This is a genomic window from Lysobacter zhanggongensis, assembly GCF_046638635.1.
In the GTDB taxonomy this organism is placed as follows: Bacteria; Pseudomonadota; Gammaproteobacteria; order Xanthomonadales; family Xanthomonadaceae; genus Novilysobacter; species Novilysobacter luteus.
Genome location: NZ_JBJXHK010000032.1, coordinates 1 through 19,330, shown reverse-complemented (window position 1 = coordinate 19,330; position 19,330 = coordinate 1). Strand labels below are relative to the sequence as shown.

General features: G+C 69.3%; 21 protein-coding genes and 1 pseudogene. 14 read left to right on the top strand and 8 right to left on the bottom strand.

Features of this window, described 5'->3' with window-relative positions; all coding sequences use genetic code 11:
- Positions 1-71: 71 nt before the first annotated feature.
- From ACKVMH_RS07545 to ACKVMH_RS07535, 3 genes are all read left to right on the top strand, one after another.
- Positions 72-1,010, top strand: a complete 939-nt coding sequence (locus ACKVMH_RS07545) for an ABC transporter ATP-binding protein (RefSeq protein WP_215219406.1) — start codon at positions 72-74, stop codon at positions 1,008-1,010.
- Positions 1,007-1,768 (top strand): ABC transporter permease, encoded by a 762-nt coding sequence (locus ACKVMH_RS07540; protein ID WP_215219407.1) that lies wholly within the window; start codon positions 1,007-1,009, stop codon positions 1,766-1,768. Before ACKVMH_RS07545 ends, ACKVMH_RS07540 begins: the two co-directional genes overlap by 4 nt.
- 82 nt (positions 1,769-1,850) lie before the next feature.
- Complete coding sequence (locus ACKVMH_RS07535) at positions 1,851-2,642, top strand: ZIP family metal transporter (RefSeq protein ID WP_412699824.1); 792 nt, start codon at positions 1,851-1,853, stop codon at positions 2,640-2,642.
- Between the two features lie 30 nt (positions 2,643-2,672).
- On the opposite strand, the gene ACKVMH_RS07530 is transcribed toward ACKVMH_RS07535, so the two are convergent.
- The 4 genes from ACKVMH_RS07530 to ACKVMH_RS07515 form a co-directional block, all read right to left on the bottom strand.
- Positions 2,673-3,572, bottom strand: a complete 900-nt coding sequence (locus tag ACKVMH_RS07530) for a manganese catalase family protein (protein ID WP_412699823.1) — start codon at positions 3,570-3,572, stop codon at positions 2,673-2,675.
- Positions 3,573-3,720: 148 nt separating this feature from the next.
- Entirely contained in the window at positions 3,721-5,283 is a 1,563-nt protein-coding gene (locus ACKVMH_RS07525; RefSeq protein WP_412699837.1) for an SDR family oxidoreductase, read from the bottom strand.
- 126 nt (positions 5,284-5,409) lie between these two features.
- Complete coding sequence (locus ACKVMH_RS07520) at positions 5,410-6,801, bottom strand: MFS transporter (RefSeq protein WP_459167103.1); 1,392 nt, start codon at positions 6,799-6,801, stop codon at positions 5,410-5,412.
- Between the two features lie 341 nt (positions 6,802-7,142).
- On the bottom strand, positions 7,143-7,409 hold the full coding sequence (locus ACKVMH_RS07515) for a DUF3297 family protein (RefSeq protein ID WP_215219410.1): 267 nt from the start codon (positions 7,407-7,409) through the stop codon (positions 7,143-7,145).
- Positions 7,410-7,683: 274 nt separating this feature from the next.
- Here ACKVMH_RS07515 and ACKVMH_RS07510 point away from each other — a divergent pair, with 274 nt between their 5' ends.
- The 4 genes from ACKVMH_RS07510 to ACKVMH_RS07495 all read left to right on the top strand — a co-directional run bounded on the left by ACKVMH_RS07510 (position 7,684) and on the right by ACKVMH_RS07495 (position 9,194).
- Positions 7,684-7,893 carry a cold-shock protein gene (locus ACKVMH_RS07510; protein ID WP_036194962.1) on the top strand — a complete coding sequence of 70 codons (210 nt, stop codon included), beginning with the start codon at positions 7,684-7,686 and terminating at the stop codon, positions 7,891-7,893.
- 191 nt (positions 7,894-8,084) lie between these two features.
- A complete protein-coding gene (locus ACKVMH_RS07505; protein ID WP_412699821.1) occupies positions 8,085-8,273 on the top strand; it encodes a hypothetical protein in 189 nt (62 codons plus the stop codon).
- The gene (locus tag ACKVMH_RS07500) at positions 8,270-8,443 is read left to right on the top strand and encodes a hypothetical protein (RefSeq protein ID WP_412699820.1); all 174 of its coding nucleotides are present in this window, start codon (positions 8,270-8,272) and stop codon (positions 8,441-8,443) included. Before ACKVMH_RS07505 ends, ACKVMH_RS07500 begins: the two co-directional genes overlap by 4 nt.
- A 91-nt stretch (positions 8,444-8,534) precedes the next feature.
- Positions 8,535-9,194, top strand: coding sequence for a DsbA family oxidoreductase (locus ACKVMH_RS07495; RefSeq protein ID WP_412699819.1), 660 nt, complete (start codon positions 8,535-8,537; stop codon positions 9,192-9,194).
- A 3-nt stretch (positions 9,195-9,197) separates the two neighbouring features.
- Here ACKVMH_RS07495 and ACKVMH_RS07490 read toward each other — a convergent pair whose 3' ends face one another.
- Positions 9,198-9,497 carry a DUF3247 family protein gene (locus ACKVMH_RS07490; RefSeq protein WP_412699818.1) on the bottom strand — a complete coding sequence of 100 codons (300 nt, stop codon included), beginning with the start codon at positions 9,495-9,497 and terminating at the stop codon, positions 9,198-9,200.
- A gap of 162 nt (positions 9,498-9,659) precedes the next feature.
- Here ACKVMH_RS07490 and ku point away from each other — a divergent pair, with 162 nt between their 5' ends.
- The 5 genes from ku to ACKVMH_RS07465 all read left to right on the top strand — a co-directional run bounded on the left by ku (position 9,660) and on the right by ACKVMH_RS07465 (position 15,903).
- Complete coding sequence (ku, locus tag ACKVMH_RS07485) at positions 9,660-10,619, top strand: non-homologous end joining protein Ku (RefSeq protein WP_412699817.1); 960 nt, start codon at positions 9,660-9,662, stop codon at positions 10,617-10,619.
- Positions 10,620-10,640: 21 nt separating this feature from the next.
- On the top strand, positions 10,641-13,121 hold the full coding sequence (gene ligD, locus ACKVMH_RS07480; RefSeq protein ID WP_412699816.1) for a DNA ligase D: 2,481 nt from the start codon (positions 10,641-10,643) through the stop codon (positions 13,119-13,121).
- A gap of 109 nt (positions 13,122-13,230) precedes the next feature.
- Positions 13,231-14,052 (top strand): murein L,D-transpeptidase catalytic domain family protein, encoded by an 822-nt coding sequence (locus ACKVMH_RS07475; protein ID WP_412699815.1) that lies wholly within the window; start codon positions 13,231-13,233, stop codon positions 14,050-14,052.
- A gap of 41 nt (positions 14,053-14,093) precedes the next feature.
- Entirely contained in the window at positions 14,094-15,104 is a 1,011-nt protein-coding gene (locus ACKVMH_RS07470; protein ID WP_412699814.1) for a L,D-transpeptidase family protein, read from the top strand.
- A 64-nt stretch (positions 15,105-15,168) separates the two neighbouring features.
- Positions 15,169-15,903 carry a M23 family metallopeptidase gene (locus ACKVMH_RS07465; RefSeq protein WP_412699836.1) on the top strand — a complete coding sequence of 245 codons (735 nt, stop codon included), beginning with the start codon at positions 15,169-15,171 and terminating at the stop codon, positions 15,901-15,903.
- 8 nt (positions 15,904-15,911) lie between these two features.
- Here ACKVMH_RS07465 and ACKVMH_RS07460 read toward each other — a convergent pair whose 3' ends face one another.
- The 3 genes from ACKVMH_RS07460 to ACKVMH_RS07450 all read right to left on the bottom strand — a co-directional run bounded on the left by ACKVMH_RS07460 (position 15,912) and on the right by ACKVMH_RS07450 (position 17,871).
- Positions 15,912-16,607, bottom strand: a complete 696-nt coding sequence (locus tag ACKVMH_RS07460) for a hypothetical protein (protein WP_412699813.1) — start codon at positions 16,605-16,607, stop codon at positions 15,912-15,914.
- Positions 16,607-17,179 carry an RNA polymerase sigma factor gene (locus tag ACKVMH_RS07455; protein ID WP_412699835.1) on the bottom strand — a complete coding sequence of 191 codons (573 nt, stop codon included), beginning with the start codon at positions 17,177-17,179 and terminating at the stop codon, positions 16,607-16,609. Before ACKVMH_RS07455 ends, ACKVMH_RS07460 begins: the two co-directional genes overlap by 1 nt.
- 62 nt (positions 17,180-17,241) lie before the next feature.
- On the bottom strand, positions 17,242-17,871 hold the full coding sequence (locus tag ACKVMH_RS07450) for an arylesterase (RefSeq protein WP_412699834.1): 630 nt from the start codon (positions 17,869-17,871) through the stop codon (positions 17,242-17,244).
- 125 nt (positions 17,872-17,996) lie between these two features.
- Between ACKVMH_RS07450 and ACKVMH_RS07445 the strand changes: the two genes are divergently transcribed.
- Positions 17,997-18,776 carry an ABC transporter ATP-binding protein gene (locus ACKVMH_RS07445; protein WP_412699812.1) on the top strand — a complete coding sequence of 260 codons (780 nt, stop codon included), beginning with the start codon at positions 17,997-17,999 and terminating at the stop codon, positions 18,774-18,776.
- Positions 18,773-19,330, top strand: a pseudogene (locus tag ACKVMH_RS07440) (ABC transporter permease); the annotation flags it as partial. The gene ACKVMH_RS07445 and the pseudogene ACKVMH_RS07440, both read left to right, overlap by 4 nt.

Sequence of the window (19,330 nt, the reverse complement as noted above, 5' to 3'; positions counted from 1 at the left end):
GCGGCCTTTATCCCTATCGCCGCAGGCCCCACGCTAGGGCGTGAACCGCTGCCAGGAAAAAGGATCTCCGCGTGCAACCCGTCGTCTCCGTGCAGAACCTCACCAAGACCTACGCCTCCGGCTTCCGTGCCCTCAAAGGCATCGACCTGGACATCCGCCGCGGCGAGATCTTCGCCCTGCTCGGACCCAACGGCGCTGGCAAGACCACGCTGATCAGCATCATCTGCGGCATCGTCAACGCGACCAGCGGCACCGTGCTGGCCGATGGCCATGACATCGTGCGCGAGTTCCGCGCCGCGCGGTCGAAGATCGGGCTGGTACCGCAGGAGCTGTCGACCGACGCGTTCGAAAGCGTGTGGGCGACCGTGCGCTTCAGTCGTGGGCTGTTCGGCAAGGCGCCCGACGACGCCTACCTGGAGCAGGTGCTGCGCGACCTGTCGCTGTGGGACAAGCGCGACAGCAAGATCCTCGCGCTGTCGGGCGGCATGAAGCGGCGCGTGCTGATCGCCAAGGCGCTGTCGCACGAGCCGACCATCCTGTTCCTCGACGAACCCACCGCCGGCGTCGACGTCGAACTGCGCCACGACATGTGGCAGATGGTGCATCGCCTCCGGGAACGGGGAGTCACCATCATCTTGACCACCCACTACATCGAGGAGGCCGAGGAGATGGCCGATCGGATCGGGGTGATCAACAAGGGCGAGCTGGTACTGGTGGAGGACAAGGCCGAACTGATGCGCAAGCTCGGCAAGAAGCAACTGGTGCTGACCCTGCAGGAGCCGCTCGGGTCCCTGCCGGTCGCGCTGCGCGGACTGCCACTGGAACTGTCGCCGGACGGTACCGCGCTGACCTACACGTATGACGTGCAGGGCGAGCGCACCGGCATCGCCACCCTGTTGCGGCAGTTGGCCGACCACGGCGTGGACTTCAAGGACCTGCACTCCAGCGAGAGCTCACTGGAGGAGATCTTCGTCAGCCTGGTGCGGACGGCGCGGGAGGAGGCGGCATGAACCTCCACGGCATCAGGGCCATCTACCGGTTCGAGATGGCGCGCACGTTCCGCACGCTGACCCAGTCGATCGCCTCGCCGGTGCTGTCGACCTCGCTGTACTTCGTGGTGTTCGGCGCGGCGATCGGCTCGCGCATGGGGGCGATCGACGGCGTCAGCTACGGCGCCTTCATCATCCCGGGCCTGATCATGCTGTCACTGCTCAACGAGAGCATCTCCAACGCCTCGTTCGGCATCTACATGCCCAAGTGGTCGGGCACGATCTACGAGCTGCTGTCGGCGCCGGTGTCGTACATCGAGGTGGTGGTCGGTTATGTCGGTGCGGCGGCGACCAAGTCGCTGATCCTCGGGCTGCTGATCCTGGCGACCGCGCGCGTGTTCGTGCCCTACGAGATCGCCCATCCGGTGTGGATGCTGTGCTTCCTGGTGCTGACGGCGGTCACCTTCAGCCTGTTCGGTTTCATCATCGGGCTGTGGGCCGACGACTTCCAGAAACTCCAGGTGATCCCGCTAATGATCGTCACCCCGCTGACGTTCCTCGGCGGCGCGTTCTACTCGATCAACATGCTGCCGCCGGTGTGGCAGAAGATCACCCTGTTCAATCCGGTGGTGTACCTGATCAGCGGGTTCCGCTGGAGCTTCTACGGCGTGTCCGACGTCAACGTCGGTATCAGCGTGGCGGCCATCGTCGGCTTCCTGCTGGCCTGCCTGGTGGCGGTGTGGTGGATCTTCCGCACCGGCTGGAAGCTCAAGGCCTGACGGCGCGTTGACGGCGCTCCCGCACACTGCGCCCCACCGTGGCTGGCGAACCGGGATGACAGGATGAACGCAGGAGCCGTGCGTGGCGCTGACCGCGACTGAGGCCTCGCCGGTACTGGCCGCGCTGCTGGGCGGCTCGCTGGCGGCCCTGGCGACCGCGGCGGGGACCCTGCCGGCCCTGTTCGCGCGGACCATCGAGCGCCGTACCCAGGACACCCTGCTGGGCTTTGGCGCCGGCGTGATGCTCGCCGCGACGGCGTTCTCGCTGGTGTTGCCTGGCATCGAGGCGGCCCGCGCACAGGGCGCCGGCGACTGGAGCGCCGGCCTGCTGGTGGGCCTGGCGATCCTGTCCGGCGCGGCGCTGGTGATGGCGATGGACCGGCTGCTGCCGCACGAGCACTTCATCAAGGGCCCCGAAGGGCTCTATTCGCCGCGGCTGCGGCGCACGTGGCTGTTCGTGTTCGCGATCGCCCTGCACAACCTGCCGGAAGGCCTGGCGATCGGCGTCGCCTACGCGACCGGCATCGACCAGGGCCACGCACTGGCGACCGGCATCGCTATCCAGGACGTGCCCGAGGGCCTGGTCGTCGCCATCGCGCTGATCGCCGCGGGCATGGCGCGGGGGCCGGCCGTGCTGGTCGGGATGGCTTCGGGGCTGGTGGAACCGGTCGGCGCGGTGGTGGGCGCCAGCGTGGTGCTGGCGCTGCCGATGCTGTTGCCGGTCGGGCTCGGATTCGCGGCCGGCGCGATGCTGTTCGTGGTCAGCCACGAGATCATCCCCGAGTCACACCGGCAGGGTCACGAGAAGTTCGCCACCACCGGCCTGATGATCGGCTTCGTGCTGATGATGCTGCTGGACACGGCACTGGCCTGACGGCCGGTGCCGTATCCCCGCATCGGTGCTTCAGCGCTTCTTTTTCTTGGCAGCGTCCGCATCTGCGGCGCCCAGGTCGGCACCGGTCGTGGGGTCCGACTTCGGGTCCGACTTCGTACGTGCGGCCATCTGCTTGAGGGTTTCGACCTGCCCTGCCGACAGCTTCACCGAGGACAGGCCGTCGCCGCCGTCCATCGCCAGGTGCGCCTCGCGATCGGTGACGTAGTTGAAGTTCTCGTCGCTGTTCCACGAGCCGCGCATGTCGCCGTCGCCCTGTGAGGTGTTGACGTACACGTTCGCGAACTCCGGCTTGCCCGGCAGCTTGCCCGGCGGGAAGTTCGGCTGGATCGCGTACAGCGCCTTCTCGAACGACTGCTGGTGGGCGATCTCGCGCGTCATCAGGAAACCCAGCGCATCCTTCACGCCCGGGTCGTCGGTGACGTTGATCAGGCGCTCGTAGACGATCTTGGCGCGCGCCTCGGCGGCGATGTTGGAGCGAAGGTCGGCGGTCGGCTCGCCGATGCTGTCGACGTAGCCCGCCGTCCACAGCTGGCCACCGGAATTGATCAGCGCCGGGCCACCGCCGAAAAGCACCTGGGTCACGTGCGAGCTGTTGCCCGCGCCCTGCAGCTTCCGGAACAGCTCGGCTTCCTCGTCGACCGCCTCGGCCAGCTCGCCCTTGGCGCCCTTGTTGAGCATCGCCACGATGGTGCCGATCACCTCCAGGTGGCTGAGCTCCTCGGTCGCGATATCGAGCAGCATGTCCTTGCGGCCCGGATCATCCTCGGCCATGGCCTGGGTGAAGTAACGCATCGCCGCGGCGAGCTCGCCCTGCGGGCCGCCGAACTGCTCGAGCATGAGGTTGGCGAGGGCCGGATTGGCCTCCGAGACGTGGACCGAGTACTGCAGGCGCTTGTTGTGGGCAAACATGGATGGCTCCTCCGCGGGTCTGGAAGTGCCTCCCGGCGTGGGGACCGGGAAGCCGGCCGCCGATGCGGTCCACACCGACTATCCGGCCGGGCGGTTAAGCACCGGCGAACGAACCATGCGCTGCGCGTGAGGCCGCCCTGACCGCCCGCTACCAGTCGGTCGGGCGGTAGTCCTTCAGGAACTGGCCCCAGACGTGGGTGCCGGTGTTGATGCCGTCGATGATCGGATCGACGATCCGCGCGGCGCCATCGACGATGTCCAGCGGCGGGTGGAAGCGCTCCTCCACCACCTTGCGCGCCGCCAGGCCGGCCGGATCCTCGTCGGTCACCCAGCCGGTGTCGACGCTGTTCATGTGGATGCCGTCGCCGTGGTAATCGGCCGCCGCGGTGCGCGTCATCATGTTGAGCGCCGCCTTGGCCATGTTGGTGTGCGGGTGCCGGGTGGTCTTGAAGTTGCGGTAGAACTGCCCCTCCACCGCCGACACGTTGACGATGTGCTTGTCGCGGCCGGGGGTGCGCAGCATCAGCGGCTTCAGTCGCGCGTTGATCAGGTACGGCGCGATCGCGTTGACCAGCTGGACTTCGAGCAGCTCCACCGACGGCACCTCGGCCATGCGCAGCCGCCAGGAGTTCTTCTCGCGCAGGTCGACCTGCTGCAGGTCCTGGTCGAGCCGGCCTTGCGGGAACAGGTGCTGCTGCGCGAGCAGCTCTTCCGGCAGCAGCGGCAGCTGCGACAGCTCCGCGGCGCGGGTGAGCCCCGGGGCATGGCCAAGGGCGTCGCGCGTTGCCGGCGTCGCGGCATCGCCCGGCAGCATCTCGGCACTGCGCAGCCCTTCGTAGCTTCCAAGCAGGCCGCGCACCTGCTCCGGCATCGCGTCCAGCGCCGCGGTCTCGCCTTCCATCATGTGGGCGTAGAACTCCGGCGGACGGCGCACGGTCTGGCAGGCGTTGTTGATGATGAAGTCCAGCCGCGACCGGGTCTTGAGCAACTGCGCGCAGAACGCCTCGACACTCGGGGTGTGGCGCAGGTCCAGGCCGAACACCTCCAGCCGGTGGCCCCACTGGTCGAAGTCGGGCTCGGCGGCGTAGCGGGCAGCAGAATCGCGCGGGAAGCGCGTGGTCACGATCAGCTCGGCGCCGGCGCGCAGCAGCTTCAGCCCGGCCTGGTAGCCGATCTTGACCCGGCCGCCGGTCAGCAGCGCGACCCGGCCGCGCAGGTCGGCCAGCTCGGTGCGCTTGTGGAAGTTGAACTCCGCGCACTCCGGGCACAGCTGGTCGTAGAAGTGATGGATCACGCTGTACTTCTTCTTGCACACGTAGCAGTGCTGCGGCTCGATCGCCTCCGCGTGCGGCGGCTGGTCGGCGTCCACGTCGCGCGGCTGGAAGTCCTGCGGCGGGAAATAGTTGGGGGTGGTGAATACCGGCTTGCGCCGCAGCTCACGGATGCCGGTGCGGTTGAGCAGCGCTTCCTCGCGGCTGACGCGTGCGGCGTGCTGTTCCTTCTTCGCCGCCTTCTGGCGCTGGCGGCGGGCCTGCCGGTCGGGATGGTAGGCGCCGGCGATCGCGCGCTGCAGGCGTTCGCGGTCGTCCTTGGGCAAGGCATCGAGCACCGAGTGGTCGGTCCCGACCAGTTCGAGCAGTTCGGCGGCCGCGCGCATGCGGTCGAGCAACGGGGTGTCCGACGGTGCGTCGGGCGGCGGCGTGGCGGTCATGGTGGTCAACAGGTGGTCCGTGGGGGTTGGTGCGATGGTTTGCCGCGGGGCAAGCCGGCTGCGTCAGGATATGGAGCGGACCGCGATGGTCCGCTTCCGGTCAGTGGAGGGGCAGGGCGCGCGCGCTCAGGGCGAGTGCCCGGCCAACGCGTGCTGGATGTCCTCCAGCCGGTGGCCGCGGGTTTCGATGCCGCTGCGCAGCAGCATCGCCGCCGAGATCGCCATCGGTACCGCGATCAAAATGGCCGACAGCGACAGGTGGGCGAACAGCCCCGCCACCCCGAGCCCGGCGCCCAGTATGCCGCCGAACTTCGAGCTGGCCGCGATCACGCCGGCGCCGGTGCCGCGCAGGTGCACCGGGTAGATCTCGGCCGCGTAGGGAATCAGCATCGCGATCACCCCGCCGCTGCTCACCAGCAGGGCGACGGTGGCGGCGGTGGTCGCGGCGGCCGAGCGCAGCGCCGCCACTTCGATCGCGGCGAATGCCAGCAGTGACACGACGGTCAAGGCGATGAACAGCACCAGCGAGCGGATCGTGCTCCAACGGTGGTAGAGCCACACCACCACGCCGATCCCCGGCAGTGCCAGCAGCGCCGACTGGGCCAGCAGCGCACTGGCTGCCCGGGAATCGACGCCCAGCTGGACCAGGTTGACCGGCAGCCACAGCACGAACCCGAACGTCACCAGCCCCCAGCCCACCCCACAGGCCGCCAGGCCCCAGCTGATCGCCGCGTGGCGTCCGCGCAGCAACTGGCGCCAGGTGGCGAGCGGGTGGCGCTCGTCGATCACTGGCGCGCCCGGGTGGGCGTCATCGTCGGGCTGGGCCCCGACCGTGCCGGAAAACTTCGCCAGCACCTCGCACGCCTGCTGCTCCAGCCCGGCGTTGGACAGGAAGCGGGGTGATTCGGGGATCAGCCGGTTGAGCGCGATGATCAATGCGCCGGTCGGCNCCCCGACCGTGCCGGAAAACTTCGCCAGCACCTCGCACGCCTGCTGCTCCAGCCCGGCGTTGGACAGGAAGCGGGGTGATTCGGGGATCAGCCGGTTGAGCGCGATGATCAATGCGCCGGTCGGCAGGCCGAGCAGCCACAGCGCCCGCCAGCTCAGCAGCGGCTCCAGCCACGTCGCCGCGCCCGCGGCCGCAAGGTAGCCGGCCGAGGTGCCGATGCCCCCCAGCGCGACCAGCAGCCAGCCGCGCTGCGCCGCCGGGATGGTCTCGGCCATCAGGGTGAAGGTGATCGGCAGCAGGCCACCGGCCGACGCCCCCATCAGGAAGCACATCGCCAGGTTCCACTCGAATGCCGGCATCGCCCCGCAGATCGCGGTACCCATGAACATCAGCGCCGACAGCAGGATCGCGGCGCGGCGGCCGAACAGGTCGGCCATCCGCCCCCAGACCACCGAGCCGATCGCGGTGCCGACCAGCGCGACCAGCGCCAGCCATCCGGCCGAGCGCTCGCTGATCCCGTACTCGTCGGTCATCCCCGGGATCACGAAGCCGAGCGTGGCCGGCTTCATCACATCGACCGTCAGCGCGACCACCAGCACCAGCACCAGCTTCCAGTGCTCGCGGTTGAGCGGCACGCCGTCGGCCACGTGGAAGTGCAGGTGGTCGCCGCCGGCCAGCGCCTGCCGCATCTGCGACAGTCGCGGCATCAGCCCGTAGAAGGCCAGCAGCAGGCCGGCCGGGATCATTGCCATGCCGGCTAGCATCCAGCCGTCCATCGGCATGCCCACCATCTGCCAGTGGGTGTGCCGGCCCATCATGAACATCGGCATGTGCGAGAACACGCCGGCCACCAGCAGTGCGCACCCGGCCCAGAAGGCGACGGGGTGGTGGAATGACAGGCCGTTGGATTTCACTCGGCGGGACTTTCGCTGTCGCCGGCCGTATCGAGGAAATAGGGTTCGACGGTGCCCTTGACCTTCATCGTCATCGGCTGGCCGCGGCGGTCCAGCGACTTGCCGACGGGCAGCTTCACCCATCCCTCGCTGACGCAGTACTCCTCGACGTTATGGCGCTCCACGCCGTTGAAGCGGATGCCGATGCCGCGTTCCAGGGTGGCGGCGTCGTGATGCGGGCTGCGCGGATCGGTGGCGAGGCGGTCGGGCGGGGTGTCGGTCATCGGCTGGGTCTCGTTGGGGTGGCGCCGGCCACGGGCGCACAGGATAAGGCGCGGGCCCCGGCTGAACAGGGACTCGGGGTCGTTCCACGGGGGCGGTTGCAATCCTGCGCGGGCCGGGCTAGGGTGCGCGTGCTGCTTGCCAGGGTCACCGTGAATCGTGGCCCGATGCCGTAGATCCCTGATCCGCTACATCGTTGCACCTCGCTTACTCCTTGCAACCAGCACACCACCGCGCAAGCGGTATTCCAAAAAAACTGTTCCAAGGAGCAAGAAAATGTCGAACCGTGAAACCGGTACCGTCAAGTGGTTCAACGATGCCAAGGGCTTTGGCTTCATCTCCCGCGAGAATGGCGAGGACGTGTTCGTTCACTTCCGCGCCATCCAGGGTCAGGGCTTCAAGTCCCTGCAGGAAGGCCAGAAGGTCAGCTTCACCGTCACCCAGGGCCAGAAGGGCCTGCAGGCTGACGCCGTCGAAGCGCTGTAAGGCATCGATCGGAGCGGACGCTTCGGCGGCCGCAACGTGATCCAGGAAAGCCCGGCTTAGGCCGGGCTTTTCTTTTGGCCGACCCCAGGGGTGACCGTCCGGCACCCGGCGTCGCCCGCGTTGACCGCGTCTGGCCGGCAACAGTGGTACACCTCGGTGCCCGCGGCCTCGCCGCATGAGCAGGAGCCGAGATGAGCAAGTTCCATCCGCCGGCATCGCCCGCCGACGAAGTCCGCACCGACCAGGGTGAACTGCGCAAGCCCGACGACCGCGCCGACCAGCCCGGCCAGGGCGCCAACCTCACGCCCGCGTGGCAGCAGCGCCGTGGCGACGGCGCGCCGCCGCCGGAGGAGCTGCAAGCCGAACGCCCCGAGGAGTGAACCGCCCGGCCACGCGCCCCGGTGGCGCGGAGGCATTGCGGCCCGGGTCCGCCGGCCGCCTCGCCGGCCCGCCCGGCCCGGGCGCCAACCTCACGCCCGCGTGGCAGCAGCGCCGTGGCGACGGCGCGCCGCCGCCGGAGGAGCTGCAAGCCGAACGCCCCGAGGAGTGAACCGCCCGGCCACGCGCCCCGGTGGCGCGGAGGCATTGCGGACAGGGTCCGCCGGCCGCATCTACTGACCGACCTTCCAGGGAGCCCCGCCATGGCCACGCCGGTTCGCATCGACTTTGTCTCGGACGTCTCCTGCCCGTGGTGCGCGGTCGGGCTCAAGTCGCTGCAGCAGGCGATCGACCGCGTCGGTGACGCGGTGGACGTCGAGCTGCACTTCCAGCCATTCGAGCTCAACCCCCGGATGCCACCGGAAGGCGAGGACAGCGACGAGCACCTCGCCCGCAAGTACGGCGCAAGCGCGGAGCAACTCGCACAGAACCGCGAGGTGCTCCGGCAGCGGGGCGCCGCGCTGGGCTTCGAGTTCAACCGGCGTAGCCGCGTCTACAACACCTTCGACGCACACCGGCTGCTCCACTGGGCAGGTACCCTCGGCCGGAGCCAGGAGCTTGCGCTCAAGCAGGCGCTGCTGCGGGCGTATTTCACCGACGACCTGGACGTGTCTTCGCATGAGGTGTTGGCCGACGCGGCCGCCACGGCCGGGCTGGACCGTGACGAGGCATTGCAAGTGCTCGATTCCGATCGCCACGCCGACGACGTGCGGGCGCGCGAGCAGCTCTATCAGCAGCGCGGGATCAGCGCGGTGCCGTCGGTGATCATCAACGACCGCCACCTGATCCAGGGCGGCCAGCCGGTGGAACTGTTCGAGCAGGCGCTGCGGCAGATCGCCGCCGAAGGGCCAGCGAACGGTTGACGGTCACTCCGGGTCCAGCCGCCGCACCTCGAGGATCCGGTCGACCCACAGGTCGCGCCAGCCGGCGGATTCGGGATGGTCCAGCGCCGGTTGCTCGATCCTCACCACCGCGTTCATCCCCTCGCGCCCGTCCGGGCCGAAGAACATCTGCGCGATCGGCCGCGCGGCGACGATGCCGGTAACTTCGCTACCGTCCTCCAGCCCCAGCAGGACATGGGCGCCATTGGGCAGCCGCTCGATGTTGCGCTGGATCGCGGCGATGGCGTCCGGGTCGGTATGCACGCGCTCGGCATTTCGGGTCATGGGGGTCTCCTGCGTGGCTTGCCCGGACGCTAGCGCGGGCAGCCGCAAGCCGCGGTGAACCCGGCAGGCGACCGCGTGGGCGCAACGCCGGCGATTCAACGCGCGCGTCACATTCATCTTTTGATACTCGACGGCCCGCACTGCACTGCGCAGGAGCCCGCCATGGCCCGCCCGATCTGGTCCGGCACCCTCTCGTTCGGCCTGCTCAACATCCCGGTCTCGCTGATGTCGGGCGAGCGCAAGACCGACATCTCGTTCCGGATGCTCGATTCGCGCAACAACCAGCCCATCCGCTACGAGCGCGTCAACGCCGAGACCGGCGAGGAAGTCGCCTGGAAGGACATCGTCAAGGCGTTCGAGTACGACAAGGGCAGCTACGTCGTGCTCGAGCCCGACGACATCAAGTCGGCCGCGCCCGAGAGCCATGACGCGATCGAGGTCGAGGCCTTCGTCGACGTGGAGTCGATCGGTCCGCAGTACTTCGAGAAGCCCTATGTGCTGGTGCCGGCCAAGAAGGCCGAGAAGGGCTACGTGCTCCTGCGCGAGGCGCTGGCGCGCACGGGCAAGATCGGCATCGCCCGGGTCGTCATCCGCACGCGCGAGAGCCTCTGCGCGGTCATGCCGCAGGACAACGCGCTGCTGCTGATGATGATGCGGTATCCCCAAGAGCTGGTGGACATCGAGGAGTACCGCATTCCCGAGGGCAAGAGCGCGGACTACCGGATCACCGACAAGGAGCTGGAGTTCTCCGAGCAGCTGATCCAGACGATGTCGGGCGAGTGGGAGCCGGGGAACTACCAGGACGAGTTCCGCCAGCGCCTGCAGGACGTCATCACCAAGCGCATGAAGGACAAGGGCGTGGTCAAGCACGACGACGAGGAGCCGGCGGTGCACGACCACGCGGCCACCAACGTGGTCGACTTCATGGAGCTGCTGCAGCAGAGCATCGCCAAGAAGAAGCGAACTCCGGCCAAGAAGGCCGGCAAGGCGGCCGATGCCGACGACGGGAAGGAAGCCAAGCCCAGGAAGACAGCGAAGAAAACGACCAAGAAGGCCGCGGCCAAGAAGCCCGCCAAGAAGACCGCAGCCAAGAAGAAGTCCGGCGGCAAGAAGGCGGCCTGAGGCGGCGCGCCGGACTGACCGATGAGCCTGCGCGAGTACGACCGCAAGCGCCGCTTCGACCAGACGCCCGAGCCGTCCAGCGACAGCCCGGGCCGGCGTGGGCACCGGCCGATCTTCGTCATCCAGTTGCACCACGCGAGCGTGCGGCACTACGACTTCCGCCTCGAGATGGACGGCGCGCTCAAGAGCTGGTCGGTGCCGAAGGGGCCTTCATTGCGTGTCGGCGAGAAACGGCTCGCGGTCGAGGTGGAAGACCACCCGCTGTCGTATGCCGACTTCGAGGGTGACATCCCCGAGGGCCATTACGGCGCCGGCCACGTCGACCTGTTCGACCGCGGGGTGTGGAGCTGCAACGGCGACCCGCTGGAGTCACTTGCCGCGGGCAAGATCGACTTCGTCCTGCACGGCGAAAGGCTCGGCGGTGGCTGGAAGCTGGTGCGCACGGCCAAGCCGGCCAGCAAGCCGCAATGGCTGCTGATCAAGCGCGATGACGAGCATGCCGCCGACACAGAAGCCGACGAACTGACCGATGCGCCCACGCCGAAAGGATGGAAAGGCCGCCGGCCGTCGGGGCCGGCGAAGAAGGCGGCTGCCCGGGCGAAGCCCCGCAAGGCCGCGGCACCGGCCCCCAAGGCCCGCCGCCGCCGGATCGATTGGAAGACCCGGGCGATGGCGCTGGACGGCGCCAAACCATTGCGCGGAACCACCGAGGTGGACCCGCAGCTGGCCACCCTGCGCGAGACACCGCCGGCCGGCGAGGGCTGGCTGCACGAACTCAAGTGGGACGGCTACCGGATGCTGGCGCGGATCGATGGCGGCAAGGCCACCCTGCGCTCGCGCAACGGGCTGGACTGGACCGCCGACTACCCCGATATCGTGGACGCACTGGAATCGCTTGGTGCCGGTGACGCGAGCCTGGACGGCGAGCTGATCGCACTCGATGCAAAGGGTCGCAACAGCTTCGCCGACCTGCAACGCACCATCGAGGGCAGTGCGAGCGCGGTCCTGCGCTATGTCGTGTTCGACCTGCCGACGCTGGCCGGCGTCGACCTCACGCGCACCCGGCTCGACGAGCGCAAGGCGCTGCTGGAAGCGCTGCTGGCCGACGTCGGCCGGGACGACGTGCTCGCCTACAGCCAGCACATCGTCGGGCATGGCGACCAGGTCTTCGCGGCCAGCAAGGGCCAGGAGATGGAAGGGATCATCAGCAAGGCGGTCGACGCGCACTACACCCCGGGGCGCTCGCGGACCTGGCTGAAGATCAAGCACGCCGAGAGCGACGAGTTCATCGTGGTCGGCTTCACCGCACCCAAGCGGTCGCGGGTGGGCTTTGGCGCGTTGCTGATGGCCACGCGGGAGGCCGGGCGCCTGAAGTACGTCGGTCGGGTGGGCACCGGTTTCGACGATGCGCGGCTGCGCTCGATGACCACCCGGTTGCAAAAGCTCGCGCGCAAGGAACCGACCCTGGTGCTGCCGGGGCACATCCCGTTCGCGCCGCGCGACGTGACCTGGGTCGAGCCTCGGCTGGTGGCCGAGGTGGCGTTCCGCGGCTGGGGGAAGGAGGGGCTGTTGCGGCAGGCGAGTTTCCAGCGCCTGCGCGAGGACAAGGAGGCGAGCGACGTGGGCGAGCAGGACACTTTCAAGCTGACCAGCCCGGACAAGCTGATCTACCCGGCCGAGAAAATCACCAAGCAGCAGGTCGCCGACTACTACCGCGCGATCGCACCGCAACTGTTGCCCGAGGTGGCGCGGCGGCCGCTGTCGATGCTGCGTTGTCCGGACGGCCTCAAGGGCCAGTGCTTCTTCCAGAAGCACCATGCCGACACGCTCGGTCCCAACGTGCACGCGGTGCCGATCCGGGAGAAGGGCGTCGGCGGCCTGGAGGACTACGTCTACATCGAGGATGTCGAGGGCCTGCTCGACCTGGTGCAGATGAACGTGCTGGAGCTGCATCCCTGGGGCTCGCGGGTGGAGGACGTCGAGCACCCCGACCGGCTGGTGTTCGACCTGGACCCGGGCGAGGGCGTGGAATGGCCGGCGCTCAAGGCCGCCGCCCGCGACATCCGTGCGCGGCTGGAGGAGATCGGCATGCGCGGGTTCCTGCGCCTGTCCGGCGGCAAGGGCCTGCACGTGGTGGTGCCGATCGCGCCGGGGCCCAGTTGGAGCGAAGCCAAGGCCTTCTGCGAGGCCTTTGCCGATGCACTGGCGACGCAGGCGCCGGACCGCTACGTCGCCACGGCGTCGAAAGCCAAGCGCAAGGGCGTGATCTTCATCGACTGGCTGCGCAATGGCCGCGGCGCGACCAGCGTCGCCAGCTGGTCGCTGCGCGCGCGGGCGGGCGCCGGCGTGGCCGTGCCGCTCCGCTGGGACGAGCTTGGCCGTACCAGGTCGGGCGCAGACTACGACCTGACCCGCGCGCTACGGCGCGCCGCTGGCTTGCGCAAGGACCCGTGGGAGGGTTGGGACAAGGCCACCCGGCAGAAGCTTGCCGGCTTCGACTGACGCGGAAGGGCTTGTGCTGGCGGGCGTGGCCGTCGACAACGTGAACGCAGGCCCGGCCGTCGTTCATCGCATTCAGATGCCGGCGCTCCAGTGTCAATAACATGTGAGGATGGTCCGAACCCATCCCCTTCGCGTCCTGTCGCGTGCCGCCGTCGTCCTGGCCGTTGCCACGATCGCCGGCTGCGGCAGCACCCCTGACCCGGTCGACGCGGCCGTCCGGCCTGCGCCCGTACCGGCCACCCGCACTGTCGAAGTGCCGCGGTCGCCCGCGCCGACGCTGGCCGAGCGGCTCGCCCTCGCCGCGCCATCCGCCGATCCGCAGGTCATCAAGTTGGCGCTCGAGGCGCAGCGCTGCGCGACGCTGGATGGCCAGATCGGCTCGGTCGAGCGGCTGGCGGTGATCGACTACTCGCGCCCTTCGACCGAGCAGCGCCTGTGGGTGTTCGACCTCACCGCTGCCGACCTGCTGTATTCCGAGCACGTGGCCCACGGCAAGTACAGCGGCGGGAACATGACCACGGAGTTCTCCAATACCGAGGGCAGCTTGATGTCGAGCCTGGGCCTGTTCCGCACCGCCGAGACCTACGTGGGCGGCAACGGCTACTCGCTGCGGATGGACGGGCTGGAGCCGGGTTTCAACGACCGTGCGCGCGAGCGGCTGATCGTGATGCATGGCGCCGACTACGTGGATCCGCGCCAGGCGTTGCAGCAGGGCCGGCTGGGGCGCAGCTTCGGTTGCCCGGCCGTACGCGGCGAGATCGCGCAGGAACTGATCGACACGCTCAAGGACGGGCAGTTGCTGTTCGCCTATTACCCCGACAGCCAGTGGCTGGAGGGTTCACGCTTCCTGGGGTGCGACAGCGCGGGTGCAGGCGCTGTCGCTTCAGTCGCCAGCAAGGCTGCGCGCGGGGTTTCACGCGCCGCCGAATGAGCCTCGCGCAGCATCGATCCAAACCCCATGGAATCGATCGCATGAAGCCTGTCATCCCGAGCCGTGCCGCGTCGTCCGGCATTCCTTCGCGCGTCGCCGTGCTGGCGCTGGCCTGTTCGCTGGCGTTGGTCCCGTACGCAGTGTCGGCGCAGGACGCCACCGGCGATCGCGCCACGGCCAACGATGCGGTGACGACCACCGTCGAGGCGGGTGACTCCGGGTCGGCCGTGCTGCGCGCGCAGGTGCTGCTGGACCGTGCGCACTTTTCGCCCGGCGAGATTGATGGCGCGTACGGCAGCAACACCCGCCGCGCGATCGAGGGCTTCCAGCGCAGCCGCGACCTGCCGGTCACCGGCACCGTCGACGCGGCGACCTGGGAAGCGCTCGACCTGGACACCGCCGATGTGCTGGTCTCCTACACCCTGACCGATGCCGACGTGACCGGACCGTTCAGCACCATTCCGACGGACATGGAAGCCAAGGCCGAACTCGAGCGGCTCGGCTACACCTCGGCGCTGGAGGCATTGGGCGAAAAGTTCCACGCCAGCCCGGCGCTTCTGAAGCGGCTGAATCCCGATGTCGCGCTGGAGGCTGGCGCGAACTGGCGGGTACCCAACGTCGCCGCAGCGTCCTTGCCGGAAGGCGGCCATGTGGTGGTCGACAAGTCCGATGCGGTGGTGATGCTGGTGGACGCCGAGGGCGCGACCGTCGCCCAGTGGCCGGCGACGATGGGCAGCTCGCACGACCCGCTGCCGATTGGCGAGTGGGAGATCAAGGGCGTGGCCAACGATCCGGTGTTCCACTACAACCCGGATTTGTTCTGGGATGCGGATCCGAGCCACAGCAAGGCCAAGATCGCCCCGGGCCCGAACAACCCGGTCGGCGTGGTCTGGATCGACCTGTCGAAGGAGCACTACGGCATCCACGGGACGCCGGAGCCGTCGACGATCGGCAAGACCCAGTCGCACGGCTGCATCCGCATGACCAACTGGAGCGCGCGCACGCTGGCCGAAGCGGTCGGCCCGGGCACGCGTGCGGTCCTGCGCGAATGACCGCGCCTGACCCAAGGCGCCGCGCTGTCGGGTCCGGCACCAGCGGTCTCGTGGGGCCGCGATGCTGAGGCTTGCGCTGGTGTTCCTCGCCGGCCTGCTGGTCGGCGCGAACCTGGTGTATTTCGTGATGACCCGCGGCCAGGCCGACCCGGATGCGGCGCTGGTGTTCCAGCGCGAGCGCAGCCAGCACGCCGTGCCGGCCGACACCCCGGCGGCGCCCGCCGAGCGCGTCGAGGCACCAGCCCCGCCCCAGGACAAACCCACCCCGACCATCGGCCCGTTGCCGGCCGAGCCTGGTCGCACGAGCGGAACACCGGCGCCGGTCGAGCGCCCGCGCACCGCGGTCCCGGCGGCCGGCGCAGGCGGATTGATCGTGCCGGTGAGTGGCATCGCGCCAGCGCAACTGTCCAACACCTTCGACGACGCCCGCGGCCAGGGGCGGGTGCACGAGGCGCTCGACATCATGGCGCCGCGTGGCACCCCGGTGGTCGCGGTGGCCGATGGCACGGTCGAGAAGCTTTTCGCCAGCGACCGGGGTGGACTGACGATCTACCAGTTCGAGCCGAGCGGCCGTTACGCGTACTACTACGCTCACCTCGACCGCTACGCCGCGGGGCTGGCCGAGGGCGACCGGCTGCGACAGGGGCAGGTGATCGGTTACGTGGGCAGCACCGGCAACGCCAGCGATGACGCGCCGCACCTGCACTTCGGGATCTTCGCCCTCGGGCCGGAGAAACGCTGGTGGGAAGGCACCGCGATCAACCCGTATCCGCTCCTCACCGGCCGCCCGACGCCCTAGTGGCGACGTCAGGCGCGTTCGAAGCGCTCGATCTCGCCCAGCTGGCGTTGCGCGCGCTGAAGGTTGCAGCCCGACAGGTCGTCGATCATCCCGCGCAGCCACGGGCTGGCCGGCGGATGCCGTGACCAGCGCATGGCCAGCCAGACGCTGGCGGCCATCGCCACCACGCCAAAGCCGAGCGTTGCCGCCACCCAACCCGGCGCGGCGGCGTACAGGTCGACCCCCAGCCACAGCTTCGCGCCGACCAGGGTGGCGACCAGCCACAGGCACCACCACGGCAGCCCGAGGGCGACGGTGCTGACGGTCGTGAAGCGTTGCAGGCGGGCCAGTCGACGCTGGATGTCCAGCACCGGCCCGGTGTAGTACACCCCGCCGGCGAGCAACGCGCGGGTGACGCTGGCCCAGATCGCGGCGATGCCGTACGCGTGCAACACCAGTCCGGCGGCCAGCAGGTGCGGAGTATCCCGGTGGTCGACCCAGAACGTCGCGGCGACCACCACCATCGCAATCCAGACCAGCGCCTCCACCAGCTGCCAGACACCGAACCGCCGCAGCGACATGCGGCTGCGATCGATCCGGCGCGCGCGACGCTCTTCCAGCGCCAACGCCTCCAGGCCATCGGCACGCAGGTCGACCTGCGTCCATGCCGCGTTCAATTCCCGGTCGAGCTGGCGCCAGGCGGCCCTGAGTTCGTCGAGTTCCATTACCGTGTCCTGCGAGTGGGGGTATCAGTGCCGCCGGGCGCGTCTGCGAACTGCGCGGCGATGCGCTGCCGCAGCCGATGCAGCCGGGTCGCTACGTTGCTCTCGCCGATGCCGAGCACCTCGGCGATCTCGCGATGGCTGCGTTCATCCAGGTAGAGCAGCATCAATGCGCGGTCGAGCGGGCCGAGCCGGTCGATGACGGCGCGCAACGTGCGCAGGCGGTCTGCCTGGCCGGTGTCGGCGGCAGGGTCGGGCAGTGCGGCGAGGGCCTCGTCGTCGAGGCCGGCATGGTGGCGCTCGTGCAGGGTGGCCGAGCGGACGTGCGAGATCGCGACGTTCAGCACCACCCGGTAAAGCCAGGTGGAGAACCGGCTGCGCGCCGGGTCGAAGCGGCCGAATGCGCGCCAGGCCTGGATGCTGATGTCCTGCACCAGGTCGTGCCGGTCCTCGGGGTGCCGGCAGTAGCCGTGCGCGATCTTCAGGACGATGCCGCGATGCTGGTCGAGCAGGGCGGTGAAACGCGCTTGCAGCGAGTCGTCGGGGAGCGCGTCGATGGCGGCAGGGTCCGTCATGGTGTCCATGCCAAGGTGATTCGCACGGGCGCGCCGGTTATCACACGCGATCGCGGATTTTCCTACAGGAGCGGCTCCAGCGCGGTCCACACGTGGTCCAGCAGGCGCGGTTGCGCCGCCGCCACCGGGTGCAGGTTGTCGGCCTGGAAGGCCGCCCGGTCCAGCGCGATCGGCTCGAGCAGGAACGGCAGCAGGGCCACGTCGAACCGCGAGGCCAGCGTGGAATAGTTGCCGGCAAACGCGTCGGCATAGGCCGCGCCGAGGTTGGGCGGCATCTGCATGCCGACCAGCAGCACCTTCGCGCCGGCGCCGTGGGCGGCGCCGATCATGTAGGCGAGGTTGGCTGCGGCCTGGGCGGTGGGCAGTCCACGCAGCCCGTCGTTGGCCCCCAACGCGACCACCACCACCCGCGGGCGGTGCCGCGCCAGGGCACCCACGATGCGCGCGCGGCCACCGGCGGTGGTTTCGCCGCTGATGCTCGCATTGACGACTTCCCAGCCGGAGTCCTGCTTTTCGAGGCGCTCGTCGAGCAACGCCACCCAGCCCTGCGCCGCCGGCATGCCATAACCGGCAGAGAGCGAATCGCCCATCACCAGCACGGTTGCATCGGGTGCTTCGCGTGCCGGCGTGGACTGCAGTTGCGCGGCGTGCAGCGATGGAATCGCGACCACCACCCACAACAGCAAGCCAATGGCACATTGAACCGGGCGCGACGATGCCGCATATCTGCCCGAATGGTTGTCGTTCCGCTGCATCTGTCGCTCCGGTCCGCGGGCGCGCCGGACGGCACCACCCCCTTCCTGTCGAAGAATCCATGATGACCCATTCCGCCACCGCACCGGTCGACGTCCGTGCCGCCGCCGCCAGCCCGGCCCCGAACGCATCCCACCCGCCCGCGCTGGTGGTGGAGTCGCTCGGCAAGCGCGTGTCGCTGCCGTCCGGACCGCTGACGATCCTCGAAGGCGTCGGGTTCACCATCGCGCGTGGGGACACCGTGGCGATCGTCGGCGCGTCCGGCTCGGGCAAGAGCACGCTGCTGTCGCTGATGGCCGGGCTCGACATTCCCAGCGACGGCCGGGTCGTCCTCCACGGTGAGCCACTGTCGACGCTCGACGAAGATGGCCGGGCACGCGTGCGCGGGGAAAAGGTCGGCTTCGTGTTCCAGAACTTCCAGCTGCTGCCCTCGCTGACGGCGCTGGAGAACGTGATGCTGCCGCTGGAACTGCGCGGCGACGCGGAGGTGGAAGCGCCCGCACGCGCGATCCTCGGCAAGGTCGGCCTTGGCGAGCGGCTCGGCCACTACCCGCGGCAGCTGTCGGGCGGTGAGCAGCAACGCGTCGCCCTCGCGCGCGCATTCGTCACCGAGCCGTCCCTGCTGTTCGCCGACGAGCCGACCGGTAACCTCGACAGCCATACCGGCCAGGCGATCATCGAACTGCTGTTCGCACTCAATGCCGAGGCCGGCACGACGCTCGTGCTGGTAACCCACGATGACCACCTGGCCGAACGTTGCAGCCATCGCCTGCGTCTCGACGCCGGACGGCTGGTGGCCGACGAGCGGATGCATCCCGTGGCCGGCGGACGGGCCGGCGCGTGAGCGCGCGGATCGGACCGGCCAACGTGTTGGCGATGGCGTGGCGGCAGATGCGCCGCGACCTCAAGGCCGGCGATGTGCGCATCCTCCTCGCCGCGCTGGTGCTCGCGGTGGTGGCGGTGACCGCGGTCGGGTTCGTCACCGACCGCGCCGAGCGCGCCCTCGCGATCGAGGCCAATCGCCTGCTCGGCGGCGACGCGGTGGTGCGTGGCGACTCGCCGATTGCGGCGGAGATCGAGCAGGCGGCCGCATCGGCCGGGCTGCGGCGCACGCACACGGTCGAACTCAACACGATGATCAGCGTCGCGCGCGCGGCGGCGGGTGCCGGTAATGCGGCAGGCGAGCCGCGGCTGCAGCTCGGCGACCTGCGCGCGCTGGGTGACGGGTTCCCGTTGCGCGGTGCGTTCACGATTGCCGACGCACAGGGTGTTGAGCGTGTCGCAAGCGGGGTGCCTGCGCCGGGTACCGCATGGTTGAGCCGCGCCGGCGCGGACACGCTCGATGCTCGGATCGGCGACCTGGTCACCGTCGGCGAGTTGCAGCTGCAACTCGCGGCG